Below are 18,077 nucleotides of genomic sequence, written 5' to 3'. Positions count from 1 at the left end.
GATGGAAGACGTCGGCACCTTTCTTGTGGCGCAACCGGGCTATGAGGCTGTGCGGCGTTTGCTGCGCTTTGGCGGGGTGAGCTTCAGTGACTTTTTGCAATCGCTCGACGATTTGCCGGACCGGACGCGCCTTGCCCTATCCGAACTGCATTTGCCTTGGGTCGAACTGCGCGAAGACCCCGATGGCCAGTATTCCTTGATCTGCGAAGCCCCGCTCGTTGGCTATGGCTACCTTATGATGGGGGTCTTGCGGGCCATGGCCGATGACTATGGCGCGCTGGTGCTGTTGGAACACTGTGGGCGATCGGATGGCATCGAGGTGCTGAAGATCATTTTGGTCGAGGCCGAGTTCTCGGAAGGGCGCCGGTTTGAGCTTGGGGCGCGGGCATGAGCGGAGGGTGCCATGATCCGGCGGTTCTGGACAAGCTATGTCCGATGCATCTGCTGCTGTCCGCCAGTGGCGAGATCCGCCACGCCGGGCCGACGATTCAAAAGCTGCGCCCGCAGTCCCCGCTGGCGGGGCGGCATTTTCTGGAAACCGTCACCGTTAAGCGGCCCCGCGGGATTGACGGGATGAAAGACCTGCACCGGGCCACGGGGGTAAAGCTGCACCTCGCCTTTCGCGATTCCCCCCGGACCGAGCTGAAGGGGCTGCTGGTGCCCTTGGGGGATCGGCGGCTGATCGTGAACCTCTCTTTCGGGATTTCGATTTTCGACGGGGTGCAGGACTATGCATTGACCAATGCGGATTTCGCCGCCACCGATCTGGCGATCGAGATGCTCTATCTGATGGAGGCGAAATCAGCCGCGATGGAGGCCTCCCGCCGCCTGAACCTGCGCCTGCAAGAGGCGCGGATAACTGCAGAGGAACAGGCCTTTACCGATACGCTGACGGGGCTGAAAAACCGCCGCGCGCTGAACGCGGTGCTAGAGCGGTTGATCACTGCAGGAGAGGGGTTCGCGGTGATGCATGTCGATCTCGACTACTTCAAGGCGGTGAATGACAGTCTGGGCCATGCCGCGGGCGATCATGTGCTGCAAGTCGTCGCCCGGATCATGCAACAAGAAACCCGAAGCTCTGACATGGTGGTGCGGTTGGGCGGGGATGAGTTCACTGTGGTTCTGCCCGATGTGCGCGGCGAGGGCATACTCCGGCGGATTGGCCAGCGGATCATCGACCGGTTGGAAGAGCCAATCCGCTACAAGGGGGAAGTTTGCAAGGTTTCCGCCAGCATCGGCACGGTCTGGATCCAGCGCGGCGACCGGCAACCGCGTGAGGTGGTTCTGGCCAATGCAGATGCCGCGCTCTATGCCTCGAAACATGCTGGCCGTGGGCGCCACACGTTCTTTGACCCCGCCCTGCGAGTGGGGGCCGGGCCTGCTGCCGCGCCCGGTCAAAACGGTGGCAGCTAATCGCTCGGGGCACAGTCACGCGGATCAGAAAGCCATGGCGGCAGTGGACCGCGCAGATTGCCTGTCGTATCACAACGGCATGAAATCGCCCCTGCATCTGCTCCGCCGCCTGCGCCAACGCCTGCACGACGCCCGCCGCCGGGCGCGCTTTGCCGCGTCTTTGCAGCATCTGCATGGGCCAAATAAACTGGACGTCGCCCCGGGCGAGGTGGTGCTGATCGCCTTGGTGCGCGACGGCAGCTATTACCTCGACGCCTTCTTTCGCCATTACCGCGCGATGGGCGTGCAGCATTTCGTTTTCATCGACAACGGCTCGCGCGATGACACCATCGCCCGGATCAAAGCGCAAAAAGGCACGGTGATCGATCGCTGCACCCTGCCGCTGGCCGAATACGAAGACCTGATCCGCCAGCATCCCGCGCAGACCTATGGCAGAAATCGCTGGTGTCTCTATGTCGATATGGATGAGATTTTCGATTTCGAAGGGCGCAGCCAGATTGGCATCAAGGGGCTGACCGCCTATCTCGAACAGCAGGGCTATACCGCCTTAATGGCGCAGATGCTTGAGATGTTCCCCAAAACCAGCCTCGCTGCCGCGGCGGGGGTGCCCTATAAACAAGCGCTGCAATCCTTCCTTTATTATGACATCAGCGCGGTGCGCAAAACCGACTACCACAGTCCGGAGATTCCGTTCTCCGCGCTGCTTGCCGATAATGATCTCTCCAATGATGCGGTGAAGTTCGCCTTTGGCGGCGTGCGCGGCAAGGTCTTTGGAGAGAACTGTTGCCTGACAAAACATCCGCTGATCTTCAACGGGCCAGAGGTCACACCGGCGCCGCATCCGCATCTGTCCTGCGGGCTGCGCGTGGCGGATATGACGGCGGTGATCAAACACTACAAGTTCGCCAATGACGCCGCCGCGCGGGATGCCGAGACGCTGGGCGCGGGCAATCTGGCGCATGGAGAAGACGCGCGCCGCATGGCGGTGATCGGGCAGAACCCCGATGTTTCGCTCTTTTCGCTGGACGCGCGGCGCTGGAACCGGGTCGAACTTCTGTATCGCGCGGGCTTTCTGGTGCCCTCCGACAGCTACAGCGCCCATGTCGCCGCTTGGCGTGATGAGCATGCCGCATGAGCATCGGCGCCGTTGTCATCGGACGCAACGAAGGCGCCCGGCTGGAGCGGTCCTTGCAGGCTTTAGCGGGGCAGGTGGCACAGATCGTCTATGTCGACAGCGGCTCGACCGATGGGTCCGTCGCTGCGGCGCGGGGGCTGGGCGCGGAAGTGGTCGAGTTGGACATGAAGCACCCCTTCACCGCCGCGCGGGCCCGCAATGCGGGCGTGGCGGCATTGGGCGAGGAGATCACGCTGGTGCAATTCCTTGATGGCGATTGCATCCTGCGGGACGGTTGGCTGGCCGCGGCAGAGGCCCATCTGAGCGCGCATCCTCAACTCGCCGTGGTCTGCGGCAGACGGCGCGAGGAACATCCCCAAACCTCGATTTACAACAGTCTGGTCGACGCTGAATGGGACACGCCGCCGGGCGAGGCGCGCGCCTGTGGTGGCGATGCGCTGATGCGGCTTGAGGCGCTGCGCGCCGTGGGTGGCTACCGGGCAGAGATGATCGCCGGAGAAGAGCCGGAGCTGTGCCAGCGGCTGCGCCGGGCGGGTTGGCAGATATGGCGGCTCGACGCCGAGATGACATGGCATGACGCGCAGATCACCCGGTTCAGCCAGTGGTGGCGGCGCAGCCTGCGTGCTGGTCACGCCTTTGCCGAAGGGGCGGCGCTGCATGGCGCTGGTCCCGATCGCCATTGGGTGGCCGAGACGCGCCGCGCCGTGCTTTGGGGCGCGCTTTTGCCTGCGGTGATTTTGCTGCTGGCGCTGTTGACGCCGTGGGCCGCAGTCGGGCTGATGCTGCTCTACCCACTGCAACTCTTGCGGTTGATCTGGCGCGGCGGGGCGGCTTGGGGCTTTTTTACCCTGCTGGGCAAATTCCCCGAAGCCTTGGGCGTGCTCAAGTATCACATGCGCCGCGATGGGCGGATCATCGAATACCGCTGACGCCTAGCGCGCCCGCCAAGCCTCAAGCGTCAAGCGCGGCAGGATCGCGAAACAGCGCGCATAGCGCGGCACCATCCGCGCCGGGCTCTGCAGGGCACGCCAAAACCATTCCAGAGCCAGCATCCGCATCCATTTCGGCGCACGGCGCTGCCGCCCGGCCAAAAAATCCAATCCCGCCCCGACAGAGGCGAACCCCACCCCCGGCGCGATCTCACGCCCGCGCGCGGCGAGCATCTCTTGTTTGGGCGCACCTAGTGCCAGAAAACACAGACGCGCCCCGCTGTTGGCGATGTTGCGCAGGGCGGTATCCGCTTCGGCGCTTTCGGGGTCAAAGCCCATCGGCGGGGCGGCGATGTGGCAAATCTCCAGCCCCGGCACACGGGCCCGCAGGGCTGCTGCGGCCCCGTGAAGGGCTTCCTCATCACTACCGAAGAACGCGATGGGCAACGATTGCTCGGCGGCCAATTCGCAAAGCGGGATGATCAGATCAGAGCCGGGCATCAAGGCAACCGGCTGTTTGGCCAGTTGCGACAGCCAGACAACGGGGCGGCCATCGGCCACGATCAGATCCTGCGCATGATAGGCAGCGGCAAAACCCGCATTGCGGGGCAGTTTGGTCAGATGGTCGAGGTTGAGCGTGGCAAGCGCGAATCCTTGGCCCTTGGCAAAGCGCGCGCGCAGGGCCTGAAACAATGCGGCCCTTGTCGCCACATTAACCACCACCGCGGCATCGCCCTTGCCATACTTCATACCGCGCGCCCCGCCCTTGGGCTGCCACAGGCAGGCGCAAGGGGGGAGGATGCACGCTTTATGTAATTGATTTCACATGCCATCTATCAACCACGCCCGTGCCAGATTGAACCTGCCGCAAAACTAGCGGGATGACAGGGGCGGGGCCAGATGGTATTTTCGCCCCGCCCCATCCTGCCGCGCATTCGTCCGGCTTTCGCGAAGGACATCATGCCAAACCCCGTCGCCTATCTGATGCTGCTGATCTGGCCCTTCGTCTGTCTGGGGCTGTTTCGCAACCTGCCGCTGCAGCGGGCGTTGATCTGGTCGATCTTGGGGGGCTATCTTTTCCTGCCGCCTCTGGCCGAATTCAACCTGCCGCTGGTGCCGGGCCTCGACAAAGTGTCGATCCCGAACCTGAGCGTTTTGCTGATCATCTGGCTGGGCACGCAGGAGAAACTGCAGCTTTGGCCCGCCTCTCGTTTGGCGGGGTTCCTGGTGGTGGGGCTGGTCTTTTCGGCCATGCCCACGGTGCTGACCAATGGCGACCCGATCCTTTTTCAGGCGATCCGAGGGTTCGAGCCGATCCTCTTTCCGGTGGACGCCCTCCCGGGGCTGTCGATCCGCGACATCGGGTCGGTGCTGATCGGCCAGATGCTGATGCTGGTGCCTTTCTTGCTGGCGCGGCAGTTCCTTGCGGACGAAGAGGGCCTGCGCGAGCTTTTGCTGGCCTTCATGATCGGCGGGCTGATCTATTCCGTGCCCGCACTCTTCGAAATTCGCTTCTCTCCGCAGCTAAACACCTGGATCTACGGATTCTTTCAGCACTCCTTTGAGCAGATGATGCGCAATGGTGGCTTCCGGCCCATCGTGTTTCTGCCGCACGCGCTGTGGCTGGCGATTTTCATGTGTATCGCGTTGTTGTCGGCGGTGGCGCTGGCGCGGCAAACCCCGGTGATCGACCGATGGAAGGTGCTGCTGCTGGCTGCCTATTTGGGTGTGGTTCTGCTGCTGTGCAAAAGCCTTGCCTCGCAGGCCTACGCGCTGCTGCTGGTGCCGATGGTGCTGCTGACCCCGGCGCGCTGGCAGATCCGTCTGGCGGTGGTCTTTGCGGCGGTGGCGGTGATCTATCCAATGCTCCGCAACGCCGGGCTGGTGCCGCTCGATGCCATTCTTGCGCGGGCCGAGGCGATCAGCGCGGACCGTGCGCAATCGCTTGGCTATCGGTTCATGAACGAAGAACGGCTGCTGGCGCGGGCTGCTGAAAAGCCGTGGTTCGGCTGGGGCGGATGGGGGCGCAACCTGATCCGGGATGCGACCAACGGCAATATCCTATCGGTCCCAGACGGCCGCTGGATCATTGTTTTCGGCACTTTCGGCTGGGTTGGCTATCTTTGTGAGATGGGTCTTTTGGCGCTGCCGATCTTTCTTATGGGGCTACACCTATACCGACAGGGGGATACGGGCCTGTCCCCTTGGATCGCGCCGCTGCTTTTGATCCTTGGCATTACCATGATGGACATGTTGCTTAATGCCACGCTGACGCCGCTTACTTGGCTTACGGCCGGGGCGATCCTCGGTCATGCTGAGGGGCTGGCGGCAGCGCGCAGGGGGCAGACCGTACTTGATGCCAGCGCAAATCCCGCGTTGCAGGCAAAGCGGACGGTTTTCTGAACTGGCATCTGCTCACCGTTCCGTGAAGCGATTTTGTCCAGAATAGACCCAAGGGCACGCTCTTGGCTCATTTTTGACAGATTTGCCTGTTGTATGCTGCACCCGAAGCTTAAATTGAACCTTGAAGGCTCATCACTGTAGTCGAACGGGCGATGGGACATGTGTCGCAATGAATAGCACAGACAAAACTCTTGCACGCGATGATATCGCGATTGTCGGCATGTCGGTGAACGTGCCGGGGGCCGAAGGAGTCGACGCCTATTGGGCGAACCTCCGCGATGGCGTGAGCGCGCTCAAACGGCGCGACGCGGCCGAGCTGCGCGCCGCCGGAGAGAGCGCCGAACGTATGGCCCGGCCAAACTACGTGCCCGTCACCGCCGAGATGCCCGGCTACGACATGTTCGACGCCGAGTTCTTCGGCTTTTCCCCAAAAGACGCCGCCATCCTCGACCCGCAGCACCGCAAATTTCTTGAGGTCGCTTGGGAGGCGATGGAGCAGGCGGGGCATATGCCCGAAAGCCTCTCTGGCCCCGTCGGCGTCTATGCGGGCTGTGGCATGGGCAGCTATTTCTATTTCAACATCTGCTCGAACCCCGATCTGGTCGATGATGTCGGCATGTTCCTGCTTCGGCATACCGGCAATGACAAAGATTTCCTCTCGACCCGGGTCAGCCATGTGCTTGACCTCAAAGGCCCGTCGATCAACCTGCAGACTGCCTGTTCGACCTCGCTGGTGGCGATCCACTATGCCGCGCAGGCGCTGCGGGCGGGTGAAATCGACATGGCGCTGGCGGGCGGGGTGACGATCGAACTACCGCAGGGCAGGGGCTATGAGTTCAAAGAGAACGAAATTCTCTCCCCCGATGGTGAATGCCACGCCTTCGACCACCGCGCGCAGGGCACCGTTTTCGGCTCTGGCGCAGGGGCAGTGGCGCTGCGGCGGTTGGAAGATGCCATTGCGGATGGCGATCCTATTTGGGCGGTCATCAAAGGCTCGGCGGTCAACAACGACGGCGCGGCCAAGGCGGGCTATCTGGCCCCTTCGGTTGATGGGCAGACGGCGGCCATTGCCCGCGCGCTTGACCATGCGGGCGTGGCGGCGCAGAGCATCGGCATGGTCGAATGCCACGGCACCGGCACCTATCTAGGCGATCCGATTGAGGTCGCCGCCCTGACCCAAGCCTACCGGGCCGAGACGCAGGCCGAAGATTTCTGCCGCATCGGGTCGGTCAAGACCAACATCGGCCATCTTGACACTGCGGCGGGCGTGGCGGGGTTGGCCAAGGCGGCGCTGGCGTTGCACCACCAGCAAATCCCCCCCTCGCTGGGCTATGAAGCGCCGAACCCGGCGATCCCCTTCGAAGGCTCGCCCTTCCGCGTGAACGACCGGCTCTATGACTGGCCCGACCAAGCCACGCCCCGGCGTGCCGCGGTCAATGCGCTTGGCGTTGGCGGGACCAATGCGCATATGATCTTGGAAGAGGCGCCCGCCCGCGCGGCGTCGGAAGAAAGCGATTTTCCTTTCCATGTGCTCTGCCTCTCGGGCCGGAACAAGGCGGCGTTGGACGCCAACAGCGCCGCTCTCGCGGCGCATCTGCGCGCGCATCCCGAACAGCCCTTGGCCGATGTGTCCTTCACCCTGAAAGAGGGCCGTCGGGGTTTCGACAAACGCCGCATCTTGGTCGCCGAAACCCATGAAGAGGCCGCAGCTCTTTTGGAAGGCGGCGACAGCCGCCGTGTCTTTACCCATGACCACCTTGGCCCCGAGGCTGAGGTCGTTTTCATGTTCCCCGGCGGCGGCGCGCAATATGCCGATATGGCCCGCGACCTTTATGAGACCGAGCCGGTCTTCGCCGAATGGATGGACCGGGGGCTCGACCATCTGGCACCGCAGTTGGATTACGATATCCGCGCGATCTGGCTGCCGGAACCCGAAGACCGCGCGGCGGCAGAAGCCAAGCTGAAACGGCCTTCGGTGCAATTGCCGCTGATCATGATCGTCGAATACGCGCTGGCGCAGCTTTGGCTCTCTTGGGGGGTGAAACCCGCGGCGATGGTGGGGCACTCCATGGGCGAAAATGTCGCCGCCTGTCTTGCCGGGGTGATGCGCTTTGAGGACTGCATCGACCTTGTCCTGCTGCGCGGGCGGCTCTTTGATGAGGTGCCCGCAGGCGGGATGATCAGCATCTCCGCTCCACTGGATCAGATCACGCCGCTTCTGGGAGAAGGGCTTGATATCGCCAGCGTCAACGGCCCGGAACTGATCGCGGTCTCTGGCCCGGACGGCGCGCTAAAGGCGCTGCAAGCGCGGTTGGATGCAGCCGGTCTCGACCACCAGCGCATAGCCATCGACATCGCCGCCCACTCGCGGATGTTGGACCCGATCCTTGACCGATACCGCGTTTTCCTTGCCACGCTTGACCTGCGCGCGCCGCAAATGCCTTTCCTGTCGAACCGTACAGGCGAAATGATTACGGCGCAGATGGCGACAGACCCCGACTATTGGGTCGAACAGCTGCGCAACACGGTGAATTTCGCCGATTGTATCAGCACGTTAAGCGCTGACGCGCGGCGGGTCTTCCTAGAGGTCGGACCGGGCAAGGCGCTTTCCGCCTTGGCGCAGATGAACGCGGATGTGGCACCGGGGCAGGTGATGTCTTCGCTGCGCCACCCCGAGCAAGAAATCGCGGATGATGCCTATTTCCTCAGCGTGATCGGGCGGCTTTGGGCCTCGGGGGTCGAAGCTGACTGGGCGCAGATCTGGGGCGAGGCACGGCGCAACCGCGTGGTGCTGCCGACCTATCAATTCCAACGTGCGCGTTATTTCATCGAACCGGGAGAGGCCGCGACCCGCCCCGCAGAGCAACCGGTGCAACGGCTGGATGACATCAGCGATTGGGGCGCGCTGCCGCATTGGCAACCGCGCTACGCCGAAGGGGATATGGCGCTCTCCGGCCCGGTGAACTGGCTTGTCTTCGCCGATACGGCGGGGCTGGGGGCCGAGGTCGCCGCGCAGTTGCGGGCCAAAGGGCATCGCGTGGTGCAGGTCACGGCGGGGGATGCCTTTGCCCGCGTCACCACGGATCATTTCACGCTGGCCCCCGAACAGGGCCGGTCGGGCTATGACCAGTTGATCGCGGCGCTTCAGGCCGAAGGGCAAATGCCCGACCGGATCGCGCATTTCTGGCTGACCGATGATCAGGTCGCCCCGCGCCCCGGTTCCAGCAGATTTGACCGCAATATCGAACAGGGGTTCTGGAGCCTGACATGGCTTGCGCAGTCCTTGGCCGAGGCCGAGATTGACGCGCCGCTGCACCTTAACGTCTTCACCACCGGTGGGGCGCAGGTCGCGGAAGAGGGGCTGGCCTATCCCGAAAAGGCGCTGATCTCTGGCCCCGTGGGCGTCATGGCACGAGAGGTGCCGGGGCTGACGGCGAGCCAGATTGACCTGCCCGTCGCAGCACCCGTGGCACCGGCAAGATGGTTCGCGAAGCCAGTCGACCCTGCGCCTGTGACTGATCCCGGTGACCTGATCGAAGAGCTTTTGGCCAGCCCGGCCAACCTTCAGGTCGCCCATCGTGCTGGCCGCCGCTACGAACTGGGCTACCGCGCAGCCAGCCTGCCGCCAAGCGATTTGCCGGGGTGGAAGCCGGAGGGACATTACCTCATCACCGGCGGTTTCGGGGGCATCGGGCTGACCCTTGCGGCAGACATTCTTGAGACGCCGGGCACCCGTGTCATCCTGCTGAGCCGCGCCGCGCTTCCGATGCGCCACGAATGGGACAGCTACCTTGCCAGTCACGGCCCCGCCGATGCCACGGCCCGCCGCCTGCGTGCCGTTCTGCGACTTGAGGCGCAGGCGGCGCAGTCGGGCGGGGCGGTCGAAGTGGCCCGCGCGGATGTCACCAACCTTGCGCAGATGCGCCGGGTGATCGACGATCTGACCGCCCGCCACGGGGGGCTGACAGGGGTGATCCATGCCGCCGGGGTGCTGGACGATGCGCCGCTCTTGGCTAAATCCGACGCGGGCATCGACGCGGTGCTGGCCCCCAAGGTGCAGGGGCTGCGGGTTTTGGACCAACTGCTGCCCGATGGCGCGCTGGACCTGATGGTGCTCTTTTCCTCGACCTCTACCGCCAGTCGCGCGGCGGGGCAGGTGGACTATGTGGCGGCGAACGCTTGGCTCAATGCCTTTGCGCAATCGCGGCGCGGCGCGAAGACCCGCGTGGTCGCGGTGAACTGGGGTGTTTGGGCCGATGTGGGCATGGCGGCTGACACGCTTGCGGGGGGCGGTGCCGTGGCGCTGCCTGCCCGCGCGATCAATGCGGCGCTGCTTGAAACCGCAGGGTCAGGCGACAGCGGCGTACCGGAATTCACCACCGAGATCGCCACCTCACATTGGCTGCTCGACCAGCACCGCACCTTGGATGGTCGCGCGATCATGCCGGGGACAGGCTATATTGAGCTTTTGGCCGAGGCGGCGCAGGCTCAAGGGCTGCAGGGGTTCACGCTGCAAGACCTCTATTTTCTGCGTCCCCTGCCGCTGGCCGATGGGGCGCGGCGCAAGATCAAGATCACCCTGACCCCCGAGGGCGCAGGTTTCGCCGCCGAGTTGCGCAGCGCCTGTGTGGTCAATGGCAGGCCCGCGTGGCAGTTGCATGTTCAAGTGCGTTTGACCCCCACGGGGCGCACAGCCACCCCTCTCGATCTTGCTGCCCTCGCGGCCCGTTGCGAGGACGTGGCCGAGGCCGCGCCCGGGGGCCGTCTGCCCGCCGTTCAAGAGGCGCATCTGAAATTCGGCCCGCGCTGGCATGTGTTGCAACGCACCGCTCTGGGACAGGGAGAGGGGCTCGCCGCGCTACGGCTGCCCGAGGCCGCGCAGGGTGATCTGGCCGATGGCTATGTGCTGCACCCTGGTCTGATGGACATCGCCACCGGTTGGGCCATGGCGCTGATCCCCGGCTATGCCGCGCGCCACCTCTGGGTGCCGCTGTCTTATGGTGAGATCACGCTTCACGCGCCGCTGCCTGCCGAAGTCCGCTCGCACGTCCGGCTTGCCGAAGGATCGGCGGCGGAGGGCTTGGCCCGGTTCAATGTGACGATCACCGATGCGCAGGGAGCGGTCCTTGTCGATGTGCACGATTTCGCGATGAAACGGCTCGAAGGGGCCTTTACCGAGGTGCCGCCGCCCGACGCCCGCGAAGTGGTCTTTGAGGATGCCCAAAACGCCGACAGTCTCAGCCCCGCCGAAGAGCGTTTGGCCCGTCTGGTGCGCCAAGGTATCCGCGCGCAGGAAGGGCCAGAGGCCCTGCGCCGTGCGCTGGCGCTGGATGCGCCACAGGTCATGGTGTCCTCACTGCCCTTGCAGACGTTGATCGCCCAAGCCGACGCGCCGCTGACCGATGCCTCCGCCCAAGGGCAAAGCTTTGAGCGGCCCGATCTCGACGGTTCTTTCGTCGCCCCACGCAACGGGATCGAAGAGAAACTGGCCGAGATTTGGTCGAACCTCTTGGGCGTTAGCCCGGTGGGGGTCGAGGATAGTTTCTTTGACCTCGGCGGGCATTCCCTGATCGCTGTCCGTCTGTTTGCGGCGGTCAAGCGCGAGTTCAAGGTGGAATTCCCAATCTCCGTTCTGTTCGAGGCTCCTACGATCGCCAAATGCGCAGCGCTCATCGCGGCGGAGCGCGGAGATTTGGCCCAGACGGAGGTGGCTGATACGGCAGCGGCGGCCCCGCAGCCGCGCTTTGACCACCTCGTACCGCTCAATCAATCGCCGCAGGATGCGACGCCGCTTTTCGTGGTGGCGGGGATGTTCGGCAATGTGCTGAACCTGCGCCACCTTGCCTTGCCCTTTAGCGGCGAACGCGCGGTCTATGGTGTGCAGGCCCGTGGGTTGATCGGTGACGCCGCCCCCCACGAAGAGGTGCAGGCCGCCGCGGCTGACTACATCGCCGAGATCCGTGCGCTGCAGCCCCAAGGGCCCTATCTGTTGGCCGGATACTCCGGCGGCGGGATCACGGCCTATGAGATGGCGCAGCAGTTGCAGGCGGCAGGGCAAGAGGTAGCCGTTCTAGCGATGCTCGACACGCCGCTGCCCCTGCGCCCGACGCTCAGCAAGATCGACAAGGCGCATATCAAATTGGCAGAGCTGTGGCGGAAGGGTCCGGCCTATCTGCTTGAATGGGCGCGCAACCGCTGGGCGTGGGAGCGCGCGCGCCGCCGGGGGCCTCAGGAGGCGGTCGGCGATGGCGAGGGGGGTGCTTCCTTTAACAGTCTGCGCATTCAGGCGGCATTCCTGCGCGCAATGGAGCGCTATGAAACGCCCCAGTGGGACGGCCCGATGACCCTGTTCCGGCCCCCGCTGGATCGGCATTGGGCTGTATCTGCCGGGCAATATGTCACCGCGGAAAAAGAATATGTCTATGAGGACAACCAGTGGCGGCAGTATGCGCCGCGCTTGCAGGTGATCGAAGTGCCGGGCGACCATGTGAGCATGGTTCTGGCGCCCAATGTGACCGTGCTCGCGCAGGAACTGGCCGAGGTGATCGCGGCGGCCCTGCCCGAAGGCGCAGGCCACGACCGCACCCAAGCCACGGCGGCGGAATGATGCAACAGCCGCCCCGTCTTTTGGTCATTATTCTTAACTACCGCACCGCAGAGATGACCCTGCGCGCGGCTGAGGCCGCTTTGGCCGATATGCCCCAGACCCATGCCGAACTGGTGATCGTTGACAACGACAGCGGCGACGGTTCTGCCGCGCTCTTGGCACAGGAGATTGCCGCGCGGGGCTGGGGTGCGGGCAATCGAGTGCGGCTGATCACATCGCCCCGCAACGGTGGCTTCGGGGCGGGCAACAACCTTGCCATGCGGGCGGGGATGTCCGACGGGGCAGCGCCGGATTTCGTGCATGTGGTGAACTCGGATGCCTTCCTTGATCGGGGCTGTATCGGGACGCTGTTGGACCATCTACAGAACCACCCCCGCGCCGGGTTGGCCGGAAGCCATGTGCGCGGCGAGGATGATCTGCCCCATGCCACGGCCTTCCGGTTCCCCTCTGCCGCGGGTGAGTTGGAAGCTGCCGCGCGGTTGGGCCCACTGACGCGACTACTGTCCTCTGCCGTGGTGGCCCCGCCCTTGCCGGAAGAGGCCGCAGAGGTCGATTGGGTGGCCGGTGCCAGTGTCATGATGCGGTGGGATATGCTGGCTGAGATCGGTCTCTTCGACGAAGCGTATTTCCTTTATTATGAGGAAACTGACCTTTGCCTGCGTGCCGCGCGGGCTGGGTGGGACTGCTGGTACGTGCCTCAGGCGCGCTGCGTTCACGTTGGCTCGGTCTCGACCGGGATGAAGGAATGGCGGCGGATGCCGCGCTATTGGTTCGACAGTCGCCACCGCTATTTCGCCAAGAACCATGGCCGCGCCTATGCCGCTTTGGCCACCTGTGCTCGGCTTGCCGGGGGCGGATTGCACCGCCTGCGCTGCCTGCTGACCGGACGCCAGCCAGAAGACGCCCCCGGTTTTTACCGTGACCTCGCGGCCCATGCGCTCACCGCGAGGCGCGCGGCCCCCGCCGTCCAAGACCCAAGCCGTAGCCCCGCCACGGAGGACCGTTGATGACCGCCAGCTTCAAGACAGAACCGTTTTCCGCGCTCTTGATGGGCGACGAATCTCTGACCATTGCCTGCGGCGACATGCTGCTGGCGGGCGGTCATCGGATCGCCGCCGTGATCACCCGAGATGACGCGGTGCGCGCATGGGCCGAAGGGCTAGGGCTGGTCCTCTGCCGCGATGCGGAAGATCTGCTGCCCATGGGTCTGGCCGTCGACTGGCTTTTGAGCATCGCCAACCTGCGGCTGATCCCTCAGACGGTTTTGGCCCTGCCCACACGCGGCGCGGTCAACTTTCACGATGGGCCCCTGCCGCGCTATGCTGGGCTGAACACACCCGCTTGGGCAATCATCAACGGTGAGGTGCGGCATGGGGTCAGTTGGCATTTGATCGAAGCGGGCGTTGATACCGGTGACCTGCTGGCGCAGCGGGAGGCAGAGATCGCGCCCGATGAGACGGCCTTTAGCCTCAACTCTAAATGCTACGCCGCCGGGATGGAAAGCTTTGGCGCAGTGCTGGCCCAGTTGGAAAGCGGCAAGCTGCAAGGCACCGCCCAAGACCTCAGCCAGCGCAGCTATTTCGCGAAGGACAAACGGCCAGAGAACGGCGGGCTGATCGACTTTACCAAGTCCGCAGGAGAGATCAGCGCGCTGGTCCGTGGCTTGGATTTCGGGGCCTATTGGAACCCCTTGACCACGGCAAAACTCGCAGGCGCGGCAGGCGCGGTGCTGGCCGTTTCCCGCGCGGAGGTGCTGGCGGGCCAAGGCGGCACCCCCGGCGAGGTTGTCGATGTCGACAGCACGCGGGTGGTCGTGGCGGCGCGGGATGCCCATATCGCCCTCTATGATCTGCGCGATATGGCGGGGGAGAGTATTGCTCCGGCCCAGTTCTTCGCTCCCGCTGATAAAGTACCCCACACGGCGGGCAGGGCTCCGGCCTCGGCTGAGGAGGCACATTGGCGGCGCGCTTTGACCGGGTTTGACGCGCTGCCGGTCCCCTTGGCCACCGCAGCTGAAACGGCAGCGACATGGGCAGAGCGAGAGATCGCGCTGCCGCAGGGGAGTGACCTTTCGCAGCAGGCCGCAGCCGCAGCCCTCGTCGCGCTGCGCAGCGCCGGAGCAACAGAAGGCGGCATCGCCCTCAGCCGCGAAGGGGAACCCGCGCCGCTGATCGGCGATTGGCTGCCGATTACCATCGCGGCAGAGGCGGGCTTGCCCGTGGCGGAACTGCTGGCACAGGTGGAACCACAACTTGCCCGCGCTAAAGGCGCGGCAGGTTTTGCGCGTGATCTGCCGCTGCGCGACCCGGCGATTGAAACGCTTGGCCCCCCGGATTTTGCGATCTCCTTTAACAGTGAACCGCTCGCGGGCGCGGCGTTGACCCTCTGCCTCGGGGCGGGGGGCGCGCGCCTCTTTGCGGATAGCACGCGACTGACCGATGCCGCGATCGACCTCATCGCCGCGCGGTTAGAGGCGGCTTTCGCCAACATCTCCGAGGCTACGGATTGCGGTACCGTCTGGGCCCATTCTGAGACCGAGATGCAGCTCCTGACCCGCGTTAACGCGACGACGCGCGACTATGAACACCTCACCATCCATGCCGCTTTTGAGGCGCAGGTGGCGCGCACACCCGAGGCCCCCGCGCTGGTGTTCGAGGGGGAGACGCTTAGCTATGCCGCGCTGAATGCCCGCGCCAACCAATTGGCGCATGTGCTGGGTGACATGGGGGCCGGGCCGGGGATGCCGGTGGCGCTTTGCGTTGCACGGGGGATGGACCTGCTGGTGGGCACGCTTGGCATCCTGAAAGCTGGCGCCGCCTATGTGCCGCTTGATCCGGCCTATCCAGCGGACCGTCTGGCACATTACCTTTCAGACAGTGGCGCTGCGGTCGTGGTCACGCAATCGGCCCTTTCCGCCAACCTGCCCGCGCAAGGCGCGCAGGTGTTGGAGCTGGACCGTGACACGCGCCTCGCCACGGCTTCGGACGTGAACCCTGCCGCCAGCGCGGGGCCGGATGACCTTGCCTATCTGATCTATACCTCCGGCTCGACCGGGACCCCCAAGGGCGTGATGGTCAGCCACGGCAATGTGGCGAATTTCTTTGCCGGGATGGACGACCGGATCGATCATGAGGCGGGCGCTGTCTGGCTCGCTGTCACCAGCCTCAGTTTCGATATCTCGGTGCTGGAACTGTTCTGGACCCTCGCACGGGGGTTCAAACTGGTGCTGGCAGGCGACGATAGCCGGGCGCTGATGTCGAACGGGCCGATTGCCACCAGCGACCGCAAGATCGACTTTAACCTGTTTTACTGGGGCAATGACGACGGGGTCGGCCCCAAGAAATACGAGCTGCTGCTGGAAGGCGCGCGGTTCGCCGATGCCAATGGCTTCAACGCGGTCTGGACGCCCGAGCGGCATTTCCATGCCTTCGGCGGCCCCTATCCGAACCCCTCTGTCACAGGCGCTGCCGTGGCTGCGGTGACGCAGAACCTTGACGTGCGGGCCGGGTCTTGCGTCGCCCCGCTGCATCACCCCGCGCGGATCGCCGAGGAATGGGCGGTGATCGACAACCTGACAAACGGGCGCGTGGGACTGGCCATCGCCAGCGGGTGGCAGCCCGATGACTTCGTGCTGCGCCCGGAGAACACGCCGCCGCAGAACAAGCCCGCGATGTATGACGCCATCGACCAGTTGCGCAAACTCTGGGCCGGGGAGCCGGTGGAATTCCCCCGTGCCGATGGCACGCCCCACGCGGTGGTAACGCAGCCGCGCCCCGTCTCGAACAGGCTGCCGATCTGGGTCACCACGGCGGGCAATCCACAAACGTGGAAAGAAGCAGGAGAGATCGGGGCCAATGTGCTGACCCACCTGCTCGGCCAATCGGTGGAAGAGGTGGCGGACAAGATCAAGATCTACCACGACGCCCTGCGCGGTGCGGGCCATGACCCGGCGGATCACCGGGTCACCGTCATGTTGCACAGCTATCTTGCCGAGACCCGCGCCGAGGCCGAGGAAATCGCCCGCGCGCCAATGAAGGACTACCTGCGATCCGCGGCGGGGCTGATCAAACAATACGCTTGGGCCTTTCCGGCCTTCAAGAAACCAGCCGGCACGACGAACCCGTTTGAAATCGACCTCGAAGGACTCTCAGCCGAGGAAATGGATGCGATCCTAGAGTTCGCCTTTCAACGCTATTTCAACGACAGTGGCATGTTTGGCACCGTGGCAGATGGGCTGGCGCGGGCCGAGCAGCTCAAGCGGATCGGTGTGGATGAGATCGCCTGCCTGATCGACTATGGCATTCCCACCGACAAGGTGATGGCGGGGCTGAAGCCGCTGGCCGATGTGCTGCGCCGCGCCAATGCGGGTGGGCAACCGGCAGAGGACGATCACTCAATCGCCGCGCAGATCGTTCGCCATGGCGTGACCCATCTGCAATGCACGCCCTCGATGGCGCAGATGATGGTGATGAACGATGAGGCACGTGGCGCTTTGGCGCGGGTAAAGGCGCTGATGGTCGGGGGGGAGGCGTTGCCCGGCACGTTGTCCCGCGCTTTGCGTGCGGCGACGCTGGCGCAGATCCAGAACATGTACGGCCCGACAGAGACCACGATCTGGTCGACCACCCATGTGCTGCAAGACACCCACAGCACCACGGCCCCCATCGGCACACCGATTGCCAACACGCAGATCCATGTCCTTGACGCCGCGCGGCAGGTGCTGCCGATCGGTGCGGCGGGTGAACTTTGGATCGGGGGCGCTGGCGTGACACAGGGCTATTGGCAACGGGCCGAGATGACCGCCGCGCGTTTCATCGACGATCCCTTCGCGGGCCACGGTCGTCTCTATGGCACGGGCGATCTGGTGCGCATGGACGCCGAAGGCGTGCTGCATTTCGAAGGCCGCGCCGATGCGCAGGTCAAGATACGCGGCCACCGGATTGAGCTTGGGGAAGTCGAAGCGCGGCTGGCCGATCTGCCGGGGGTGCGTCAGGCCGTGGCCCTGCTGCGCGATGATGCGGGGCCGGGTGGCGCGCAACTGGTCGGCTATGTGGTCGCCGATGCGGCGGTCGACAGCGACGCGGCGCGGCGGCAACTGGCCGCCCATCTGCCCGATATCATGGTGCCGCAGGCCATCGTAACGTTGCCCGCCATGCCCTTGACGCCCAACAAGAAAATTGATCGCAAGGCTTTGCCCGCCCCGGTCAAGCGCAGTGTTGCACCTGCCGATGCGCCGCAGACGGCCACGCAAGACGGCAGCAGCCAAGCCGCCATCGCGCAGGTCTGGGGCGCGCTTTTGGGCATCGGGGACATTCGCGGCGGCGATAACTTCTTTGCTCTTGGGGGGCATTCGCTGCTGGCGGTGCAGGCGCATCGCGATATCAAGGCAGCCTTGGGCGCCAGCGCGCTGTCGATCACCGATATCTTCCGTTTCCCGACCCTCGCGGGATTGGCAGCGCATATTGATGGATTGGACGGCCAGAAAGCCGAACCGCCCAAGGCGCCCCCAGCCGCCGAAACGCCTGCCCGGACCGAAACCATGTCGAAACGTCGCCTCATGCGGGCCGAGCGCGCCCGCGGGCGGGGTTGA

The 18,077-nt window shown here is 64.6% G+C and carries 9 protein-coding genes; 8 read left to right on the top strand and 1 reads right to left on the bottom strand.

The window, feature by feature from the left end; genetic code table 11:
- The 4 genes from A3722_RS01730 to A3722_RS01715 all read left to right on the top strand — a co-directional run.
- Positions 1-391 (top strand): heme NO-binding domain-containing protein (locus tag A3722_RS01730; protein WP_067915882.1); only part of this gene is annotated, 391 nt, incomplete at its 5' end.
- Positions 388-1,413, top strand: coding sequence for a GGDEF domain-containing protein (locus tag A3722_RS01725; RefSeq protein WP_067626536.1), 1,026 nt, complete (start codon positions 388-390; stop codon positions 1,411-1,413). The genes A3722_RS01730 and A3722_RS01725, both read left to right, overlap by 4 nt.
- Positions 1,414-1,447: 34 nt before the next feature.
- Entirely contained in the window at positions 1,448-2,548 is a 1,101-nt protein-coding gene (locus A3722_RS01720; RefSeq protein WP_236627318.1) for a glycosyltransferase family 2 protein, read from the top strand.
- Entirely contained in the window at positions 2,545-3,477 is a 933-nt protein-coding gene (locus tag A3722_RS01715; protein WP_067626535.1) for a glycosyltransferase family 2 protein, read from the top strand. Before A3722_RS01720 ends, A3722_RS01715 begins: the two co-directional genes overlap by 4 nt.
- A gap of 3 nt (positions 3,478-3,480) precedes the next feature.
- Here the strand turns inward: A3722_RS01715 and A3722_RS01710 are convergent, their stop codons facing one another.
- Positions 3,481-4,227 carry a WecB/TagA/CpsF family glycosyltransferase gene (locus A3722_RS01710; RefSeq protein WP_067915880.1) on the bottom strand — a complete coding sequence of 249 codons (747 nt, stop codon included), beginning with the start codon at positions 4,225-4,227 and terminating at the stop codon, positions 3,481-3,483.
- A gap of 150 nt (positions 4,228-4,377) precedes the next feature.
- On the opposite strand from A3722_RS01710, the gene A3722_RS01705 reads away from it, so the two are divergent.
- The 4 genes from A3722_RS01705 (at position 4,378) to A3722_RS01690 (ending at position 18,077) form a co-directional block, all read left to right on the top strand.
- The gene (locus tag A3722_RS01705; protein ID WP_236627317.1) at positions 4,378-5,880 is read left to right on the top strand and encodes a hypothetical protein; all 1,503 of its coding nucleotides are present in this window, start codon (positions 4,378-4,380) and stop codon (positions 5,878-5,880) included.
- Positions 5,881-6,049: 169 nt separating this feature from the next.
- Positions 6,050-12,487 carry a type I polyketide synthase gene (locus tag A3722_RS01700; RefSeq protein ID WP_067631251.1) on the top strand — a complete coding sequence of 2,146 codons (6,438 nt, stop codon included), beginning with the start codon at positions 6,050-6,052 and terminating at the stop codon, positions 12,485-12,487.
- Complete coding sequence (locus tag A3722_RS01695; protein WP_330220200.1) at positions 12,484-13,494, top strand: glycosyltransferase family 2 protein; 1,011 nt, start codon at positions 12,484-12,486, stop codon at positions 13,492-13,494. The genes A3722_RS01700 and A3722_RS01695 overlap by 4 nt, the downstream gene beginning before the upstream one ends.
- The gene (locus A3722_RS01690; protein WP_067915878.1) at positions 13,494-18,077 is read left to right on the top strand and encodes a MupA/Atu3671 family FMN-dependent luciferase-like monooxygenase; all 4,584 of its coding nucleotides are present in this window, start codon (positions 13,494-13,496) and stop codon (positions 18,075-18,077) included. The genes A3722_RS01695 and A3722_RS01690 overlap by 1 nt, the downstream gene beginning before the upstream one ends.

Source organism: Sulfitobacter sp. HI0027 (assembly GCF_001634775.1).
In the GTDB taxonomy this organism is placed as follows: Bacteria; Pseudomonadota; Alphaproteobacteria; order Rhodobacterales; family Rhodobacteraceae; genus Sulfitobacter.
Note: the sequence above shows the minus strand (reverse complement) of the source record. Positions and strands in the feature narration are given on the sequence as shown.

What these genes read in the sequence shown, in the direction of transcription:
- A3722_RS01700 (WP_067631251.1), top strand. Translation starts at nt 6,050, where the DNA reads ATGAATAGCACAGACAAAACTCTTGCACGCGATGATATCGCGATTGTC.
- A3722_RS01720 (WP_236627318.1), top strand. Translation starts at nt 1,448, where the DNA reads ATGGCGGCAGTGGACCGCGCAGATTGCCTGTCGTATCACAACGGCATG.
- A3722_RS01690 (WP_067915878.1), top strand. Translation starts at nt 13,494, where the DNA reads ATGACCGCCAGCTTCAAGACAGAACCGTTTTCCGCGCTCTTGATGGGC.
- A3722_RS01710 (WP_067915880.1), bottom strand. Translation starts at nt 4,227, where the DNA reads ATGAAGTATGGCAAGGGCGATGCCGCGGTGGTGGTTAATGTGGCGACA.
- A3722_RS01695 (WP_330220200.1), top strand. Translation starts at nt 12,484, where the DNA reads ATGATGCAACAGCCGCCCCGTCTTTTGGTCATTATTCTTAACTACCGC.
- A3722_RS01705 (WP_236627317.1), top strand. Translation starts at nt 4,378, where the DNA reads ATGGTATTTTCGCCCCGCCCCATCCTGCCGCGCATTCGTCCGGCTTTC.
- A3722_RS01715 (WP_067626535.1), top strand. Translation starts at nt 2,545, where the DNA reads ATGAGCATCGGCGCCGTTGTCATCGGACGCAACGAAGGCGCCCGGCTG.
- A3722_RS01725 (WP_067626536.1), top strand. Translation starts at nt 388, where the DNA reads ATGAGCGGAGGGTGCCATGATCCGGCGGTTCTGGACAAGCTATGTCCG.